The sequence below is a fragment of the Eisenbergiella sp. OF01-20 genome (genome assembly GCF_003478085.1).
Taxonomy (GTDB): Bacteria; Bacillota; Clostridia; order Lachnospirales; family Lachnospiraceae; genus Eisenbergiella.
In genome coordinates this window covers 42,636-61,991 of the sequence record NZ_QUES01000004.1, presented here as the reverse complement: position 1 = coordinate 61,991, position 19,356 = coordinate 42,636, and the positions used below count along the sequence as shown (strand labels likewise).

At 47.7% G+C, this 19,356-nt stretch carries 17 protein-coding genes; 1 reads left to right on the top strand and 16 read right to left on the bottom strand.

Annotated features, from left to right (window positions below):
• Positions 1–4 precede the first annotated feature (4 nt).
• Entirely contained in the window at positions 5–508 is a 504-nt protein-coding gene (locus DXA36_RS07270) for a DUF402 domain-containing protein (protein ID WP_118677816.1), read from the top strand.
• Positions 509–588: 80 nt separating this feature from the next.
• Here the strand turns inward: DXA36_RS07270 and DXA36_RS07265 are convergent, their stop codons facing one another.
• The 16 genes from DXA36_RS07265 to DXA36_RS07180 all read right to left on the bottom strand — a co-directional run bounded on the left by DXA36_RS07265 (position 589) and on the right by DXA36_RS07180 (position 19,277).
• A complete protein-coding gene (locus DXA36_RS07265; protein WP_118677814.1) occupies positions 589–939 on the bottom strand; it encodes a transcriptional regulator in 351 nt (116 codons plus the stop codon).
• A 36-nt stretch (positions 940–975) separates the two neighbouring features.
• Entirely contained in the window at positions 976–1,653 is a 678-nt protein-coding gene (locus tag DXA36_RS07260) for a DUF2290 domain-containing protein (RefSeq protein WP_118677812.1), read from the bottom strand.
• Positions 1,646–3,778: a DEAD/DEAH box helicase gene (locus DXA36_RS07255; RefSeq protein WP_118677810.1), complete on the bottom strand. Its 2,133-nt coding sequence runs from the start codon at positions 3,776–3,778 to the stop codon at positions 1,646–1,648. Before DXA36_RS07255 ends, DXA36_RS07260 begins: the two co-directional genes overlap by 8 nt.
• A 206-nt stretch (positions 3,779–3,984) precedes the next feature.
• Entirely contained in the window at positions 3,985–5,148 is a 1,164-nt protein-coding gene (locus DXA36_RS07250) for a cell wall hydrolase (RefSeq protein WP_118677808.1), read from the bottom strand.
• Positions 5,149–5,160: 12 nt separating this feature from the next.
• Complete coding sequence (locus tag DXA36_RS07245) at positions 5,161–5,640, bottom strand: deoxycytidylate deaminase (RefSeq protein ID WP_118677806.1); 480 nt, start codon at positions 5,638–5,640, stop codon at positions 5,161–5,163.
• Between the two features lie 21 nt (positions 5,641–5,661).
• On the bottom strand, positions 5,662–6,291 hold the full coding sequence (gene upp / locus DXA36_RS07240; RefSeq protein WP_118677804.1) for a uracil phosphoribosyltransferase: 630 nt from the start codon (positions 6,289–6,291) through the stop codon (positions 5,662–5,664).
• A 99-nt stretch (positions 6,292–6,390) separates the two neighbouring features.
• Positions 6,391–6,816, bottom strand: a complete 426-nt coding sequence (rpiB, locus tag DXA36_RS07235; protein WP_118678125.1) for a ribose 5-phosphate isomerase B — start codon at positions 6,814–6,816, stop codon at positions 6,391–6,393.
• 60 nt (positions 6,817–6,876) lie between these two features.
• Positions 6,877–7,926: an L-threonylcarbamoyladenylate synthase gene (locus DXA36_RS07230; protein WP_118677802.1), complete on the bottom strand. Its 1,050-nt coding sequence runs from the start codon at positions 7,924–7,926 to the stop codon at positions 6,877–6,879.
• A gap of 519 nt (positions 7,927–8,445) precedes the next feature.
• Positions 8,446–10,548 carry a family 78 glycoside hydrolase catalytic domain gene (locus DXA36_RS07220; RefSeq protein ID WP_118677798.1) on the bottom strand — a complete coding sequence of 701 codons (2,103 nt, stop codon included), beginning with the start codon at positions 10,546–10,548 and terminating at the stop codon, positions 8,446–8,448.
• A 10-nt stretch (positions 10,549–10,558) separates the two neighbouring features.
• Positions 10,559–11,482 (bottom strand): dihydrodipicolinate synthase family protein, encoded by a 924-nt coding sequence (locus DXA36_RS07215; RefSeq protein ID WP_118677796.1) that lies wholly within the window; start codon positions 11,480–11,482, stop codon positions 10,559–10,561.
• A 252-nt stretch (positions 11,483–11,734) separates the two neighbouring features.
• The gene (locus tag DXA36_RS07210) at positions 11,735–12,562 is read right to left on the bottom strand and encodes a carbohydrate ABC transporter permease (protein WP_118677794.1); all 828 of its coding nucleotides are present in this window, start codon (positions 12,560–12,562) and stop codon (positions 11,735–11,737) included.
• A gap of 8 nt (positions 12,563–12,570) precedes the next feature.
• Complete coding sequence (locus DXA36_RS07205) at positions 12,571–13,443, bottom strand: carbohydrate ABC transporter permease (RefSeq protein ID WP_182478968.1); 873 nt, start codon at positions 13,441–13,443, stop codon at positions 12,571–12,573.
• A gap of 89 nt (positions 13,444–13,532) precedes the next feature.
• Positions 13,533–14,984, bottom strand: coding sequence for an ABC transporter substrate-binding protein (locus DXA36_RS07200; RefSeq protein WP_118677790.1), 1,452 nt, complete (start codon positions 14,982–14,984; stop codon positions 13,533–13,535).
• A 157-nt stretch (positions 14,985–15,141) separates the two neighbouring features.
• Entirely contained in the window at positions 15,142–16,737 is a 1,596-nt protein-coding gene (locus DXA36_RS07195) for a response regulator (RefSeq protein WP_118677788.1), read from the bottom strand.
• On the bottom strand, positions 16,715–18,451 hold the full coding sequence (locus DXA36_RS32690; RefSeq protein WP_147366560.1) for a cache domain-containing sensor histidine kinase: 1,737 nt from the start codon (positions 18,449–18,451) through the stop codon (positions 16,715–16,717). The genes DXA36_RS07195 and DXA36_RS32690 overlap by 23 nt, the downstream gene beginning before the upstream one ends.
• A gap of 121 nt (positions 18,452–18,572) precedes the next feature.
• A complete protein-coding gene (locus tag DXA36_RS07180) occupies positions 18,573–19,277 on the bottom strand; it encodes an N-acetylmuramoyl-L-alanine amidase (RefSeq protein ID WP_118677786.1) in 705 nt (234 codons plus the stop codon).
• Between the last annotated feature and the right edge of the window lie 79 nt (positions 19,278–19,356).

Genomic DNA, 19,356 nt, shown 5'->3' with positions numbered 1-19,356 from the left:
GCTTATGAAAGATCCCATCCTGTACCGCAGACGTCTGATTCCCGAAGAATGCGTTCTTCTGAAAGATGACAGGATCCTTCTGCATGAGGGAAACATTCTGGTTACCAGCTGGCAGACGCTGAAGCCAAGAAAGGATCTCCACCACGGCTTTTCCTGCTATTTCTTTGACGAAGGCTATAAAATCAGCAAATTCTACGCGGCGGATAATACGCTGCTCTATTATTACTGCGATATCATCACCCACAGCTACGACGAAAAATCGAATACCCTGGTCGTTACCGACCTTTTGGCAGATGTGCTTATTTATCCCGACGGCTTTGTGAAGGTGGTGGATCTGGGGGAAATTTCCCAGGCGCTAACGGAAGGGCTCCTCACGATTCCCCTGCTTCAGGCCGCCCTGTTGTCTCTGGATGCTTTGCTGAACCGGATATATGCGGGTAAGCTCGGGGAGCTTACCGCCCCGATTAACCGGTTTGATCCTTCGGAAAGCCTGCTGCACCAGTGCTGATAGTATACAAATGACCAACTTCCTGTATTAATAAAGGCCATGGTATATACAGCTAAATTCCGACCATGGCCATTCATGTTTTATTTGCTATTTTCTCTATACTTTTCTAACTCTCTCATATCTTCGATTTGCTCAAAAATTCTACTTTTTCCCTTACCATTTAATTCTGAATAATATAATAAAAGTCTCTTTTCCTGCGGCAAAAGCATTCCGTTATTTTGATTTTGTGGTAAAAAATCTATGGGATCAATGCCCAATTTTTTGCAAATTGTAATTACCGTCCCATAAGCCATAGTATCAATGCCTCTATCCCCTTTATCCAAAGCAACTGTAATCGTACTATAAGGTATATTGACAGCTATGGAAAATTGCCTTATACTTTTGAATTGTTTTTTTATCTGTTGCTTAATTAATAATGCTTTGCTTTCCATTTCCTTAACCACCTTTTAGATACAGAAATTTATTAATTATTTATACAATATACATACATTAGAATTATATTTCTTATTTGTATGTTTATCATCATATTGATACTCTAAATAATTCCATCCCCGATAATCAACATTTAAGTATGGGTAATGTGTCTCTAAAATAAATTTCATAAAACAATTAAAGCAAATTGGCGCAATATTATTAATTCTACTATCATGATGTTGAATATGGGTATGTGCCCTTGGATGAAAATATGAATTATTTGAACTGTCAAAATCAATTCTAATTGGTGTCCGCATAGTTAAATATTTTTCAGATTCTATATCTTCAAGCATTACTTTAACACTTTCAAAGAGTCCAAATTCATTTTCCATTTCATCATCCATTAAAACAGGACAGGGCCACCACAATAAATTTTGGGCAACTAATTTTTCCTTAGAAAATGTAAACGATACCCGAACTACAGAATAGTCAATCATTATTGCCTGATAAGCATTAGATGCCAAAATAGAAAAATACTGCCCTGGAGTATTAAAGGCTTTTCCACTTACAGCCCTTCCCCCCACATGGTTATTCCAGGTTATACTGGTTATCCCCTCCTTTTTGTTTTCCTTAATACGGCAAGGCTGAATATACTTCACAATCCCTTGTGCGATAAGTATATCAAGGGTATTATTTATTTGTTGCAAAGTATTTTCAACATTCTTATTCATAATCCCCCTCCATATCTTCTGCCTTTTTTACTACATTAAAAAGTTTATTTAATTCAGGTAGCTCTTCTAAATCAATTTCTCCCTTTTCATATGATTCCATAATAAATTTTATCGCATCCGTTGCTTCTTTTATTTTTCTCTTTTCCTTTTCCGTACGATCACGATATAATAATCGTTGGCTTTCTAATTCCTTTTTCGTTGGAATTCTGAACCTGAGACCAAAATTATTGCTTATACACATTCTGGCTTCATTCTCAATTATCTCAATATCCGGTAGAATTCCGCATATACGAACCCATGCACGAGAACGGGTAATTGCAGTAAATAATGTATTACGAAGCGTTATCATCTCGGTTCCTTTTGCACAATACTGAGCATTTACTATATAAACCATTGGTGCTTCATTTCCTTTGGCCCGATAAATACTTGAGCAAGTAATACAATTTTCAACTCTAAATGTATCCCTATCTGCATTAACACCAGCTAAAATAGAATTAATTCCCCGCTGTTCCAAAAATTCCCCTAAATCATGATATTGGCTTTTAGAATAGTACGCTTCAGGAAAAATAACCAGAATATCATCGGGGTCTAATTCATTCTTTTTAATGTCCTTTTCAATTTGTTCTGATACCCATTGATACTGTTCATATACATTTTTAAAGCTTTTAATCATTATTGCATCCTGAGGTTCTAAAAGTTGTGAAAAATACTCAGGATATGAACTCTCTTTTCTCTTCAATTGTACTTCTTCACCGAACTGTAAATTACCATCTGTCACTTTATATCCTATACCATCCCATAAACTCAAGTCATCAAATAATTGGACAATCCCCGCTTTCCGGTAAATTCCAAATCCTAAAGAATGTGCTACCGTCAATGCCCACGGCGTATTTCTATAGCATATAGGCAATACAATATCCTGTCTTGCTTCATCCTCATGATTTGATAAAGATACAATTGCATTGCCTTGTTCATCAGTTCCAAACATTTCGCTAATACTTGGCATAGTATTGCTATTTAAACTTTGTAATTCATCATATGCAAATATTATTCTTTTCGGATATTTTACTGCATCATAACAAATTCTAAAAAATGCAGCCGGCATATCCTGTGCTTCATCGATCAAAATAGCATCATACATAGGGGCAAATTGGCTCCCATTTAAATGTTGAAGTTCTTCGCATATACCCTGAAATGCTCTCTGTACTCCATATTGGTTTTTTGCATTTACATAGTTCTTTGGAATAATATTCTTTCTTTTAGCAATCTCCGAATAAATTCCAGGTTCCGCTGTAGTTCCCCAAGCATGTAAAATCTGCAGCTTATCCCAATTCGGCTGTTCTCCCATATATTCATAAGTAAAATTCGTAATCATCTCCTTATACTGTTGGGAAAGTGATCTTGTATAAAATGTAACCCCGATAGTCCAGTCTGGATGTTGCGAATGCAAATACGCTGCTTTTAATGCCAGTACTACTGTTTTTCCAGATCCAGCCAACCCGCGTATCCTTTGTGGCCCATCCGGTACCTCAAAAGCAGCTTTTCTTTGCCACTCATCTAAATTAGCTATTTCAGCTTCAATTTTCTTTATAATTCCGCCATATGAATCTTGTTTTTTTATTGCAAACCTTTTCTTCTTAGGCTTCATAGAAGAAATCTTTTGTAATGATTCACACAATACAGTATAAAGCGTATCATCAAAATCCGGAACTTTCTTTAATACATCTTCTATTGTATCTGTATTGCAATAAGTATATATCTCATTTGAATCAGGTATCTCTTGAATTGGGAAAAATGAAATTATTTGAGGCCTGACAGCGAGCTCCCTGCCTTTTCGAAGAGTCTCATATTTCGTTAATGCATTTTGAAATTGAAAATACAATCGATCCTGGGCTTCCTTATCACTACTGCCAGGTTCATTAAAAATAAATGCCAATAATCCTTTTTCTTTACAAACCAATAATGCATCAACAGAAACCACCGAATCGGTTGTCGCATTTAAAGGATATCCCAAATATAAAGTACCATTTATCGGTAATTTGCTTTGCGCATTTTCCAGAGAGTGAATTAACATCTCCGTTGCAGTTGTATTTTTAATTACTCCTCGTACAATATCAATTCCCATATATATCCTCCCGTTTATGAATGATAAAATATTTATATTTTTAATTTTAACATCATATTGTTAATATGGCAATATAAAATAATTATCTGCAAATTATTTATATATGGATAACTCAAACTTCACAGCGGGCGGAGGGCCATTTGGCCACTGCGAAGTTTGAGTGGATAATATAAAAAATGAGGAAGATTTCTCTTCCTCAAATAGTTTTAATAGAAAACATGCCCTCCGATATTGATCCCTTCCAGACCGGGTATAGGTGTTCTGAAATAGACACAATTCCCCACATTGGTCATACCGCTCATCGCTTCATCCGCCGCCCGGTAACAGCTGGCGGTCGCCCTGTTCTCCGCAAGAGCCAGAGCCAGACGCCCTGTGGAAACCGGCTCGAACTGTCGGTTCTGGTATACAACGCCGGAGAGGGTATTGGGGTAAACGGAACTCAGCACCCGGTTGATTACCACCGCGCCAACGGCTACCTGCCCGTCATAGGGTTCGCCTCCCGCTTCACAATAGATCAGATTGGCAAGAAGGTATCTGTCGTCCTCCGTAAAGGTCACTTCGGAAATATCACGCCAGCTGGAATTTGCGGCCAGTCTGGATTTTGCCATTTCTTCGGCAAGCTGCTTCTGCAGAGCGGAAATATTTTTGTTCTGTTCCTCAATCTGGGCTTCCAGCGCCGCCACCTGGGCTTCCGCTCCCGCGATCTGGTTGGAATAGCTGTTTATGCTTCCTTTGGTTTTATTGATGAGGCCGCTGAATTTTTCATGCTCCGCCTCAGCGGAAGCCTTCATCTCATCCAGCTCTTCCTTTTCCTTCTCCAGCTGTGCTTCTTTTTCTTCTATCTGTTTTCTTGTTTCCTTGTACTGGGCAAGCATCTTCTGGTCATAAGCCGCAATCTGTTCAAAATATTCCGACTTGTTCAGGAAATCGGCAAATGAGGAGGAGGAAAACAACGCCTCCAGATACATCTGGCTGTTCTGCTCATACATGAACTGGATCCGCTTTTTCATACAAGTATACTGCCATTCCTCCGATTCCCTGGCTTCCTCCAGTTCCTCCTGGGTTTTGGCAATTTCCTCGTTTTTTGCGATAATATTGTTTTCTATGGTTTCCAGGTTGTCGCTTACCTCCGTCAGCTGTGTGGTAAGCCCGGCCAGCTCCCCTGCCAGACCGGTCTTGGCCTCTTCCATATTATCAATTGTGGTTTCTGTGGCATTCTTCTGATTCTCCGTAGCTTCTTTTTCCTGCTTTGCCTTATCCAGCTTTTCTTTCGTATCAGAAGTTGCCCCGGCCCGGATAACCGGGATACACAAAAACATCACAACCGCTAAAAATCCTGCCAGCAGCCTTCGCTTTCCAGCTGTCTTCATCCGATTTCTCCTTTACAGTTCGATTGTCACATTGCGGCCGGCCGATTCATACTGCCGGTATGATACCCCCGCGGCATCCAGCATACGCTTGGAAGCCCGCACAGCGGGCGTGTCCGCATACTTGTCACATTCGTAAATAATTTCTCTGATGCCGCTCTGGATAATGGCCTTGGCACATTCATTGCAAGGAAAAAGGGAAACGTAAAGCTTGGCTCCGGCGAGGCTCCCTCCCCGGTAATTGAGTATGGCATTCAATTCACTGTGCGTGACATAAGGATATTTGGTATCCTCTTCCTCCCCTTTTTTATCCCATGGGAATTCATCATCGGAACAGCCGATAGGGAACCCGTTATAGCCCATGGACAGAATTTTGTTGTCCTGGCTCACTATGCAGGCCCCCACCTGGGTGCTGGGGTCCTTGGAACGCATGCCTGACAGTTTGGCCACTCCCATAAAATACTCATCCCAGGTTATATAATCGGTTCTTTTCATGAAAATCCCTCTTATTTCTTTTTATTTCGTGCCGAAAATCCTGTCGCCCGCATCTCCCAGACCGGGAACAATATATCCATGATCATTCAGCTTCTCATCAAGCGCGCCTACATACAAATCCACATCCGGATGGATTTCCTGCATCTTTGCAATTCCTTCCGGTGCGGCAATGATACACATAAAATGGATTTTTTTACAGCCTTTGTCCTTCAGCATCTGGATAGCCGCTACGGAAGAACCGCCGGTTGCCAGCATGGGATCCACCACAAAAACCTCCCTTTCCGCGCAATCGGCAGGAAGCTTGCAGTAATATTCCACCGGGTTCAGTGTCTCCGGATCCCGGTACAGGCCGATATGGCCGATTTTCGCCGCCGGAATCAGGTTCAGCACACCGTCCACCATTCCGAGGCCGGCACGGAGAATAGGCACAATTGCCATTTTCTTACCCTTCAGCTCCTTAACTGTGGTATTGCAGATGGGCGTGGTGATTTCCACATCGGCAAGCGGCAGGCTTCTCGTGGCTTCGTAGCAGATGAGCATGGCAATCTCGCTTATCGTCTGCCTGAAATCCTTCGTACCTGTCTCGATTCTCCTGATATACCCGATTTTGTGCTGAATCAGCGGATGATCCATTACTACTACCTTTGCCATAATATTTGTCCTCCTGTATGTTTTTATATAACCGTTCAGACAAATCAAAACGGTTACGTTTGCATATCATTTTATCTTTCTGCCTGTGTAATCTGCTTTTTATTCAATTGCCCTGATCCTGCGGGCATGCTTTTCTTCCTCTGAAAAAGGAGTGTTCAAAAATGTCTCCACTATACTGAGCGCCAGGTTCTTTCCTATGATGCCCGCTCCCATAGCCAAAATATTCGCATCATTATGTTCTCGGGTAAGCCTTGCGGAAACCGTATCCGCACAAAGCGCACACCGGATTCCCTTCACCTTGTTCGCCACAATGGAAATGCCGATCCCCGTGGTACAGATAACAATTCCCTTATCACATTCCCCGCCGGCAACCGCTTCCGCGGCCGCCCTGCCGAATTCCGGGTAATCACAGGACTCCCTGCCCGTGCATCCGAAATCCCTGTAGCCGATCCCCTTCTCCTTCAAATATCCGATCACTTCCTGTTTTAAATCATAACCGCCGTGGTCACTTCCTAATGCTACCAACATATACGCACCTTTCCGCCTTTCGTCTTTGATTATATGAATGATCATTTTTAACTTTCTTCAGACTCTGATTATCCGGTGTCCCGCCGCTTTCAGCAGCCTGTTCATAATAGCCTGCCCCATTCCGTAGGCGGGAAAAGACTCCGTATACATCACTTCTATTTCTTCATCGTCAAATTCCCGCAGTATCCGGTACAGGCTGCGGGCAATGGCTTCCTCATCCCCCCGGCTTCCCACGCTTTTTACACTTGCGGCCTTATAGCGGGAAAAAGTCTCATCGGTGGCAATAATCCCGGTTTTCTTTCCTCCGGCCGCCGCGCAGGCACACAGACTGTTTATACGCTCCACAACCGCCTCCGGGTCCCCTTCCACAATAGAAAGCTCTCCTTTGGGCGCGTAATGCCTGTACTTCATGCCCGGAGCCTTCGGCCGCTGTGCGGTGCTGCCGTCCAGAATCGTCCGATCCACAGACACCTCTCCCAGCACCTTTTCCAGCATTTCCTGCGTCACATAGCCAGGACGCAGGATGGTGGGTTTGTCCCCCGAAACATCCACGATGGTGGATTCCAGACCGATTCCCACAGCTCCGCCGTCCAGAATCATATCTATCCTTCCGTTCATATCCTCCGCCACATATTCCGCCATAGTCGGGCTGGGCTTTCCCGAAGAATTGGCGCTGGGGGCCGCCACAAAACCTCCTGCCGCTTCAATCAGCCTCCGGGCCACCGGATGGGAGGGAAAACGGACGGCCACCGTATCCAGGCCTCCTGTGGTTTCTGCGGGAACCGTATCCTTTTTTTTCAGAATCATGGTAAGAGGCCCGGGCCAGAAGGCTTCCGCCAGACGCCCGGCCTCCTCCGTCACCTCTTCCGCTACCCGGTAAATATCCTCCCATCTGCAGATATGCACAATAAGAGGATTATCCGAAGGCCTTCCTTTGGCCGCATATATTTTTTTAGAGGAATCCGGATTCAGCGCATCCCCTCCCAGGCCATAAACCGTTTCCGTGGGGAACGCCACCAGACCGCCCGCTTTCAGGATATCCCCTGCCCGCCGTATCTGCTCCTCGTCCGTATGATCTCCTTTTATAACCACATATATTGTATCCATCGTACCGCTTTTCTTCCTCTGTCCATGAGAGAAATTTTAGTCTGTTCTGCGGACATGATATCATACCTGCTTCGCAGGCATGCCCTCCGGGGGATTTCAGCGCCCGGTTTTCTGCGGCTGACGCAGAAAACGGATGCGCAGGTATCATGTCCGCCCTGCGGACATTATACCCTACCTGCTTCGCAGGCATGCCCTCCGGGGGATTTCAGCGCCCGGCTTTCTGCGGCTGACGCAGAAACCGGATGCGCAGGTATCATGTCCGCCCTGCGGACATTATACCACATTCACTGCTGATGTAAAAGAAGAAAAGCCCCGTGATTTCCATACGGATGAAAAACATGTAACTGTTCACTCAGTACTGTGCATTTCCTGCACAGTACGTGAGAAAGTGATCAAGTGTGCATAAACACAAACGCCACAGGCAATTTGAAATGGATTTATGCATGTTATTGGTCACGGCGTGGGCAGTAACAAAAACCTGGCAGAATGTCTCCCCTTCCTGCCAGGTTTTCCTTCCTTTTACTCTGTTGTTTCCCACAGCTGCAGTTCCCGGCAGCCTGTAAATTCATATGGTTTTCCGTTCCAGTGTACACAGGCGGATACGCCTTCGGGCAATTCCACATAAAGTCTTCCTTTTTCCAAAGCAATCCTTACGATTCCCCAGGGCGTGCGGTGCCATGCACGGCATCCGGTCACCCGTTCCGTAACATGCGGTCTCAATACAATCCTTCTCCAGCCGGGTTCGCATTCCTCCGGAACCAACCCGGTCAGAGCCTTGAACATCCAGGCCCCGATGGCGGAACGCATATGGTGGTTCAGCGATCCCTGTTTTCCGTTCCAGTGCTCCCACAGGGAATTTCCTCCATCCTGAAGCATGTAAGCCCAGCCGGGACATTCCTTCTGTCCCGCCACCCGGAGCGCATCCTCCAGGTATCCGTATTTCGTGAGCATTTCCAATGTATAAATGGATCCGAAGATACCTCCCCCGGCCCGGTATTCCTTCTCCCGCACGATACCTGCCAGCTCTTTTGCTTCTTTTTCCGGATGTTCCGATAACCCGAAAAAGAGCACGCAGCTTAAATAGCTCTCCGTTATCCTGCATGATCCGTAATATTCCCGGATGACCGCTTTCCTTATATATGCAGCAAGGGTCTGCCACTCATTCCCATCCTCTTTTCCGAGAATACCGGATATCTGTTCCATAATCTGCGCCATGCGCATGATAAAGCAGCTGAGGATCATGCCCGCAGGACATACCTCCTGCGCCTCGTCCGGCAGAAAATCCCCCAGGCCGCTTCTGCAGATCCCTTCCTCCGAAATCTGCCGGGTATAATGCAGATATTTTTTCATGGCTTCATAATATCTTTCCAGGATTTCCGTTTTCCCCGTAAACCGATATAACTGCCAGGGAATAAAAATCAGCGCTGCGTCCCAGGTAGGGCCGCTCTGGTAGTTATAACCATATACACTGGTGGGCGCGATACACGGCAGCTGCCCGCTGGGCCACTGACAGTCCGTGAGACTGTCCAGATACTGCAGGTAGGCATCCTCCATATCCAGGTTCAGCAGTGCAAATTCGCAGGACATGTGGGCGTCCCCGGTCCATCCGTTTTTTTCCCGGTGAGGGCAGTCGGTGGGAATATGATGGAAATTAGTCCGCACCGAACGCAGAGACGCGTCATAAATACGCTGCAGACAAACGTCCGGGCATTGAAAGCCTCCGGCTGTCTGCAAATCCGTGTAAAATACGCGGGCCTTGATTTGAACAACGGCCGCATCTCCTTTTACCTGTACATAGCGGAATCCTTTATAACTGAATTCCGGATGCCAGGTTTCCTCCCCGTCTTTCCCTTTACGGTAATAATCGATTTGGTTTCTCGGGATATCCCCATGCCGCTTAATCAGCGTCTGATCGATCCCGCCCCGTGCATCCAGCCGTTCCCCATACACGATTTCCACGGTTTCCCCTTGTTTCCCTTCCAGGGTTATTTCCACATCCCCGGACAGATTGCAGCCGAAATCGTACACCTTGTCCTTCACTGTCACCGGTTCCCTGTATTCCTGAATCCGGATCCCGGGAAGCTTCTGTTTTTTCAGCAGGCCGCCGGGACCTTTGGCTACGGCGGCTTGTCTCCATTCCTTTTCCTCTGCGCCGGCATCATAAGTTTCCCCGAACCGTACGGAATTATAGCTCCATTTTCCTTCCCTGCACTGCCATCCAGAGTCCGACCGCAATATAACCCGTCCGTCCGCATAGAGCCGGCATATCATCTGGGGGTGGTTTTTCCATACCGCATGTTCAAAATCAAAACAATCCTCTCCCGGTTCATGAAACCACCCGTTTCCCAGTGTTACCCGTATCTCATTGTTTCCTGCTGCCAGAAAATCCGTAATGTCATGGGTATTATAGAGCACCGTCTTATCATAAGCGGTAAACGCGGGCTGCAGAAGCTCCTCTCCCACTCGCATCCCATTGATCTCCAGCAAATAAAAACCGAGTCCGCAGATATCCAGAGACGCTTCTGCCGGCTTTTCCTCCAGGCAGAATTCCTTACGGAAAACCGGAGTGGTATTTTCCGGGCATTCTTCAAACATGATCCATTTTGCATTCCAATCCTTCATACCCTCTCCTCTATTTCATTTCCGGATATTCCCGGAAATAGCCTGCCGCCTCCAGCTCCTGAAGCAGCGCCTGTTCCTCCTTTCGGGTCAAATCCGCAGCCGGCTGTTCCGCTTTTCCCAACGGGATCCCTTTCCGGTTAAAAAGGAATTTCATAGACCGGATCTGCCCGTATTTTAAAAGGATTCCGAGTATCCTGTCCGCCTTGAACTGCCCTTGTCTTGCCTCCTGCCATTCCCCTTTCCGGAAGGCTTCATAAATCCTTTTATAAATGCCCGGCATGATATTATAGGTGGAACCGATTCCTCCGTCCGCCCCCATAACAAGCCCGCAGAGCAAGGTTTCATCCGGGCCGTTCAAAAGATTGATATTACCGTCCTGCAGCCCGGACAGCCGGAACAGCTCGTAATAGTTATTCCTCGTGAATTTCAAACCGATTACCCCGGGCAGCTGCAGAACCTGTTCCATCAGCGCGGTAGGATCCTGTTCCCCCAACATCTGGTTTGCATATACAAGCATAGGAATCCCCACTGCCCCGGAAAGCTGCCTGTAATAATCCACAATCTCATCCATACCATAGCGGTAGATCGGGGGCGGTGTGGCGGATATCGCGTCGGCCCCCGCTTTTTCCGCCTGCCTGGCAAGACGGATTCCCGTTTTCAAAGAATAAGCGCCGATATGTACAATCGCACGTCCTCTTCCTCCCATGGCCTCCAGCGCGGCTTCCGCCAGCTCTTCCCTCGCTTCCGTTTCCATGCTGTAGCATTCTCCGGTCGCGCCTCCTATATAAAACCCGTCCGCTCCCCGTTCCAGCTCCCAGTCGATAAGACGCGCAAGCCCGACCTTTTGGATCCTCCCCTCCTCTGTCACCGGCGTGAGAAGGGCCGGAAAAATCCCCTGAAAAACCTTATTCCTGTTATCCCATTCTTTTTTCATTCTTGCTCCCGCCTGTGCGCCTTTGCGCACATTTTCATCAGGGAGGCTGAAAGCGTTTTTTCAGCCTTGCTCCCGCTTGTGCGCCTTTGCGCACATTTTCATCAGGGAGGCTGAAAGCGTTTTTTCAGCCTTGCTCCCGCTTGTGCGCCTTTGCGCACATTTTCATCAGGGAGGCTGAAAGCGTTTTTTCAGCCTTGCTCCCGCTTGTGCGCCTTTGCGCACATTTTCATCAGGGAGGCTGAAAGCGTTTTTTCAGCCTTTTACCCCGCCGATTGTAATCCCCTTCACAAAAAATTTCTGACAGCTTAAAAAGATAAGCAGCATGGGAAGGGTCGCAATCATGGCTGCCATCAGCTGATACCCCGTATTCGTTATCTGTCCCTGGGAAAACAGGGCAATCCCGATAGGGGTCGTCCGAAGGCTTTTGTCCGCTATCATAATCAGCTGCCAAAGATAATCATTCCAGGCGCTGAAAAATGAGAATATCCCCAGCGCCCCCAGCGCCGGCAGCGCCATAGGGAGCACGATGCCCGCAAATCTCCGGATTTCACCGCAGCCGTCTATTTCCGCCGCTTCCAAAAGCTCTGTGGGGATGCTTCCCATAAATTGTCTGCATAAAAACACGCCGAACGCCGGGGAAACCGTGGTCAGAACCAGCCCTATCCGGGAGTTGGTCAGATGAAGCTTCATAGCCACCAGATAATTGGGAATCAAAAGCATCTGCCTTGGCAGAAGCATGGTGGCAATTACCAGGGCAAATATAACTCCCCGGCCCCGGAATCTTTTTTTCGCAAAAGCATATCCTGCCGTTGCCCCTATAAACACCGTGATAACTGCGGTTCCCAGGCTGACTGCGGCACTGTTTGCCAGCCACAGCAGGATTTCCGTTTTCTGCCATACATAGGCGGCGTTTTTTCCTGTCAGGTTACGAAAGGGATTCAGATCCGGAGGGATGAGCTGCAGGGCCATCTGGCTTTTAAAGGCTCCTGTGATCATGACATAATAGGGAAATAAAAAAACCAGGATCAGCAGAAGCAGTAAAGAGAATGAAATCCATTTTCCTATTTTCTTTTTCTTCATAATTCCTCCTAATACTCCACGGTATCCTGTTTCATCATACGGAACTGGAGAAAAGCGATGACAGCCGTAATGCCGAACAGGATTACCCCAATCGCAGAAGCATAGCCAAAGCTTCCGTTCTGGAAGGCACTGGTGTAGACCAGCATCAGAAGCGTGGAGGTTTTAAAGCCGGGCCCTCCATTGGTCATCAGATAAGGCACGGCAAAGATCTGCAGCATGCCTATCGTACTCGTTATCAAAATATAAGTAGTGGTCCCGTGCAGAAGCTTCAGGGTAATGCGGAAAAATATCTGATTCTCCGACGCCCCGTCAATTCTGGCCGCTTCAAAATAGCAATCCGGAATGCCGTTGATCGCTGCCGTATACAGAATGATCGGCTGCCCCAGCCCATAGGTACATATCAGAAGGGCCAGCAGCGGAATCGCCGTTTTCGGACTGTCAAACCAGGATACGGGAGTCATCCCAAACAGACGGAACAAACTGGCCACCAGACCGAAGGTAGGGGAAAAAAGAAAATTCCAGACAATGACCAGCGCCACCTGATTGGTGACGGAGGGAAGATAGAAAACAGCTTTGGCGAAGGCATTCATCTTTTTTCCGCGTGTGCTCAACACTTTGGATATCCAGAGGGAAACCACCACGGTAACCGGCAGAATTATGGCCGCATAGCCAAATGTCGCCAATACGCTGCGCCGGAATGCCTCGCTCCCAAAGGCCTGTCTGTAATTATCCCATCCGCAGAATACGGAACGGCTTATGGTATAATCATAAAACGATACCTTAAAGCCATACAAAAACGGGTATACCGTAAATACAAGAAAAAAACAAAACCAGGGCAGAAGAAACAAATAGCCCCATTTTTCTTTACGAAATTGTTTCATGCGGGACTCCTTTCCCATTCGGCTGCGATGCAGGCTCCCTTCCTGTGGGTGCAGAAAGGGGAAGCACCCTGGGGCACTTCCCCTTTTGCTCATTGCTGCAGCGCTTTTGTTATTACTTCGTCTCCTGAGGTTTTCCAGTCGCCGAGCATCGTTTCCGCACTCTTATCCCCGGTAAAGTAGGACTGGAGCTGGACATAAAAGGTCTCTCTGAAATCAGACCACCAAGGCTCCAGCACCCCTATGGAAGAATCCGCATATGCCGCTGTGCTGGCGGCAGCCCTTTTTGTCTGCTCATTCAGTGTTTCATCCCCGTAATCCACGTCCAAATCCTTTAATACGGTGGAATTTCCGGTCTGTACACACACCTCCTGGCTGTATTCCTGGTTTTCCAGGAAGGTCTGGATCACCTTGCGGGCCGCTTCTGTTTTTGCTTCGTCCCCGCTGTTTTTAAATACGGTAAAACCTGTGCTGCCCCAGCTCATCACATGGGGATCCGCCTTTCCGTCCGGTGTGGGGATTTCATAAATATCCACGTCAAAGGCCTGGATATCACCGCTGTCAATTTGTTTTTTCACATTCACCGCTTCACCGGTCCCCGTACTGACGAACATACAGGCAAGCTTCTGGCTGTACCAGTTGGGGCGGATATCGTTATCCACGGTAGTGGCAGCGCCCGCAGGCACCAGCTCCTCGTCTATGAGTGTCCGGAACAGTCCCAGCGTTGCGGCGGCTTTTGTCTCATCCACCGCAACAAGCGTATGCTCTTCATTCAGGATATCGCTCCCCCCGCTCATCAGGAAGGAATAATATACCGCATCGGAGGACTTGCTTCCTGCAAAAAGCTGGGTCGCATAGATATTCTGATCCTCTCCTTTTTCCCTTGCCGCCCTGCAGAACTCCAGGAATTCCTCATAAGACCAGTGTATTTTATCCTCCGGAAGCAGGTCATAAATACCCAGCTCCTTTGCGAGCGACACATTCACGGTGATGTTATAGCCCTGAGACAGGTTGATGGGAATATAGCCCTGGACTGCGTCCAGCTTCCCGGTATCCAGGACGCCTTCATATAAAAGCGGTCTGAGCGCTTCCGCGGTATCCGTGATATCTGCCGTCAGACCGCCTCCGATTGCCGGCGCAATCCGGGAATAGGTATCCAGATACAGATCCGGCGTTGCTCCGGTTGCCATTGCTACCGTCACCTTTTCCGGTCCCGCATCCCATGTCAATACCTCTGTATTCAAAATAATCCCATACTTGTCCTTTACCTCCTGCGCCAAATCCCGGCTCATTTTTTCATCAAAGCCTTCGTACAGCGGCATGTACCAGAAGGTAATCTCCGTTCCCTCCAAATCAGCCTGCGGCGTATCCGCTGCCGTTTCCCGGACAGATGCCTCCTGATCCGGTGTCTTTGCCGTCTCAACGGTTTCTGCGGAAACGGCTGCCGTATCCTTCGTTTCCGGCACCTCCGCCTTTTCCTGACATGCGGCCAGCATCATGCCCGCAAGCAATACAGCAAGTATTCTTCTGCCTTTCTTTTTCATGGAACCCCCTCTCCGTCCGCATCGGCGGACATTGATTTCTTCTGTAAACAGTTCATGTCCTGCAGGATAGCTATATTATAACCGGTACCTTTACGCAATAAAATCAGGCCTGTTTGGAAATCCTCCGGATTTCCGCCTTAAGATCCCTCACGTTTTCTTAAGATTCCGGATTTTCCGCATATTCCCTGGGCCGTTTTCCGGTTAGCTTCTTAAATACCTCATAAAAATAAGAGGGATTGCTGTAACCGACCTCCAGCGCTATCTGGTAAATTTTCATATTACTGTCCCGCAGAAGCGTTTTGGCCTGCTCTATTCTGACCAGATTCAGATATTCCACAAAGGTGAATCCCGTTTCCTCCTTGAAAAGGCTGCAGAAATAGACGGCGGACAGGCCGATAGACTCACTCACCTGGGATAAATTCAGCTGTTCCTCCCGGTAATGCTCCCGGATATACCATTTTGCCTTTTCTATGACACGTTTCCCTTTTTTCTCGCTTTTCTGCTGCTTATACGCCTTTATCTGTCCGCATACTTCCAGCAGGACGCCCTGCAGCTCCAGAGGCTCCCGGCACTGCAGCAAGGAGAAATAGGGATCCTCCTTAAAGCAGCCTTCCATATCCCAGCGGATTTCCCGGCACGAGGTGAGGATATCCGATAACAGCCTGATACACTCCTTCTGGATACAGGAAAAAGACCCCTTTGAAGCAAGCAGAAGCCGGTTCATATAGGTTCCCACCGCCTGTCTGGTATCCAGGATACCGGCCGAACCGGAGAGCCGGATGACCTCCCCGGCCTCTTTTTCCAGGCGGATGGGTTCCCGTTCCTCCAAAACCAGTACATTCTCGATCATCGTCACATGATTCCTGCTGTAGATGCTGCTGTAATCCAGAGCCTGCCGTGCCCCTTCGCAGCTGGCAGGCAGTTCCTTCATCCGGTCCACCAGGCGGCCCACCCCGGCCTGGAAATCATAATGGGAATAAGTCTGAAGCTTGTCCCTGACCCGCATCAACATTTTCTCCGCCGCTTCTTTATCCGGCTCCTTCATCTGGATACAGACAAGCCCCTGGGAATAATCTTTCCAGAGCACCCGGCATATCAGCCGGTACTCGTTTCCGATTTCCGAAATCATATTTTGCAGGGCGAACTGGAAAACTTCCTTATCAACAATTTTCATACGTCCGAAATCGGGTACCAGAGCCGCCGCCTGAAAATAATTACCCGTTCTTTCCAGATTCAGCTTGTCCAGATGGCGCTTCAGTTCTTCTTCTGTTTCCTCCACCCCTTCCAGCACTTGCAGCATATACCTGTCCTGGAGGAGGGGCAGGTTCTCCTGAAGGATATCCTCCATGCGCTGGAATTTTGCCAGCTCCTCCGTCTTTTTCTGTATATTGGATACCGCCTTTTGCAGCGCCGCGATAAGTTCTTCCGGATCCAGCGGCTTCAAAAGGAAATCCACCGTTCCGGTTTTAATGGCTTCCCTTGCATATTCCAAAGTCCCGAAACCCGTTATCAGCACAATCTGGATATCCGTTTCCTTTTCCGCAAACCGGCGGGCCAGCTCCATTCCGTCGATTAACGGGATATTAATGTCCGTCAGCACGATATGGGGATCGTACTGCATGAACAGAGCCATAGCTTCCTCCCCCTCCGAGGCCTCAGCCGCCAGCTCAAGCCCCATCCTTTCCCAGGGAATGATTTCCTTGATATGCTCCCGTATTGCCGTGTCATCGTCAATTATCATCAGTCTGTACATGCTCCGCCATCTCCTCCGGTATCGTCAAAACCACCTTGGTATACTCGCCAAATTCGCTTTCCAGGCACATTGTGCACCTTGGCCCGTAGTACAGCTTCAGCCTTCTGTATACATTCCAGAGTCCAAAGCTGTTCCCCTGGCATTTTTCTTCCCGCACTGCCTCCCCGATCCGAAGCATTTTTTCCTGTTCCATCCCCATGCCGTTATCCGTAACCACGATGCGGATAACGGCCTCTTCTTCCTTCCCCGTCCGGTCTATGGCAATCCGTATCCACCCATCGTTGATATTTCCGGAAAAAGCGTGCAGATACGCATTTTCCACAATCGGCTGCAGGGTAATGCGGGGTACTTTTACGGAAAGAAAGGCTTCCGGGATTTCCGTTAGCAGATCGATTTTCTTCCCTCTGCACAGCATCTGCAGCTGCATATAATAGCGGATGTGTTCCAGTTCGGTGCGTATGGTATGAAAGGTGTCTCCTTTTCCTAAAGACAGCTTAAAGAACCCGCTCATGGAACGCAGTATCGTAAGCGCCATATCCATATTGCTCTTTTCCATATAGAAAATAGCCACATCCAGTGTGTTATACAGCAGATGAGGATTGATCTGTGCCTGGAGGAACTTCATCTCCCCGAACCGGAGCTGCTTCTGTTTTTTCTTGTCCTCCTCTATATACCCTCTGATATCATCCAGCATTTTATTATAGGTTCTTCCCAGGTAATCCACTTCATCCCTGCTTCTTCCCTGATACCGCAGCTGCAGGTTACCGGCTCCCGTCTGTTCCATGATATCCTTCAGGTGCTTAATGTTGCGGGTTAATCCCCTGGAAATGAAACAGGCGGCGGCCATGGACAGCAGGGTGCAGATCCCTGCGGCAGCAAGCATGGTAAAAAACACCGTATCCTGCGTGGTTTTCAGAATAGTGTTTTCAGGGACCGCCGCCAGGTACCATCCCTTGTCCCCCACCGGGACATAGAAAACCGTGCCTGCTTCCTCCTGCCCCAGGGCGACCTTTTTCCCTATTTCAGAGAGGTTCCCTGCTGAAATTACGGTGCCGTCCGCATCCGTCAGGAAACTTTCCTCTCCGAAAAAAGAATACATATTTCTCAAAACCTTCTCTTTCACATAGAATACAAGCATCCCCACCGGTTCATTGGAGCTCACATCCCGCAATATCCGCACATTCATAAAATAGGGTTCCCGAATGCCGTTCTGCAGCGCTATCGTTACCGGAATCCATAACCCATAGCTGCTTTCCTCCGAAAACCCTTTGTCATATTCCTCTATTTCCTCCATACAGCTGCTATAATCCGAATGCCCGAAATTATTTTCAAGGCCCGCCGAAACGGAAAAACCATCCTTCCGGTACAAAGTAATCTGGCTGATGGAAGAAGCGGTATTCAGAATCCTGAGGAAATTCCCGTAAACCTGGTTATGCAGTTCCACCGGATCCTCTACCGCATGTTTGCTCAACAGCGTTTTGCGCATATTTTTATCAAAGAATAAAGAAATCGCCGTATATTCCGCCGCATCCATTTTTTCCGCTATATTCTTCCCTGCAACCTCCAGGTTAGACTCCTGAAGCAGCCGGTTCATTCGGACCGCTTCCGTCCTGAACCGGGTATAAAGAAGCGCTATCCCCAAAAACATGATAATCAGACTGGTAACGAACAGGCTCCCCGCTATTTTCCCCATCAGACCGGACCGCTTTTTCAATATGCATACCTCCTTTGTGTAGAATCACCCAATTTCAGCATAGCATATCTCATTTTCCAAGCCTATCAGGAATCTTATCATTTACTCTGGTAAATTAAGGGGTACCGCCCGGGGCGGCGGATCACCTGGTATTCAAATACTCCATAATTGCCATATGGATATTCCAGGCAACCTTCTCCTGATAATAGTCATTGCAGAGCTTTTCCGCCTCCGCACTGTTGGAAAGGAAACCGCATTCCACGATAACAATAGGCTTACCCGTTTTTTTCAGCAGATAATAGCTGTCATTCGCCTTAGCCTGGCGGTGGTTCTCCGGATCCAGATATTGAATCATCCGGTTTTGTATCTTTTCTGCCAGTTCCTTGCTCATAACGCTGCTATTGAAATAGAAAACCTGTGCCCCGTCCACGTATTCCTCCCCGTAGCTGTTCTGGTGAATGCTTACAGCGAGCTGGGGCTGGGCTTCTTCGATAATCTGGATACGGCGTTTCATATCCTGTACCTTTTTATTAGAAGCGTTTTCATCGTACAGTCCCCCGTCGCTTTCCCGGGTCATTACCACTTTTACATCCGACGCCTCCAAAAAACTTTTCAGTTTCTCCGCGATCTGCAGGTTCACTTCCTTCTCCAGGGCTCCGTTAATTCCAATTTTCCCCGGATCATCCCCTCCATGCCCCGCATCTATGACCACGCAAAAACGCTCCTCCTTCTGCGCTGTCCCCTCGTTAACCAGAACAGCCGCCTGCCTGGCCGCAAAAAAAACGGACGTGAACAGAACAATCGTCACCACGCCCTTAAGAAGCTGTTCTTTAAGTTCCTGCCTCATAGGAACCTCCCGACTTTTGCTTATTCCATTCTATGTCCCGGCGTAAAAAAAAATGCCTTGCCCGGGATACCCGCAGGCA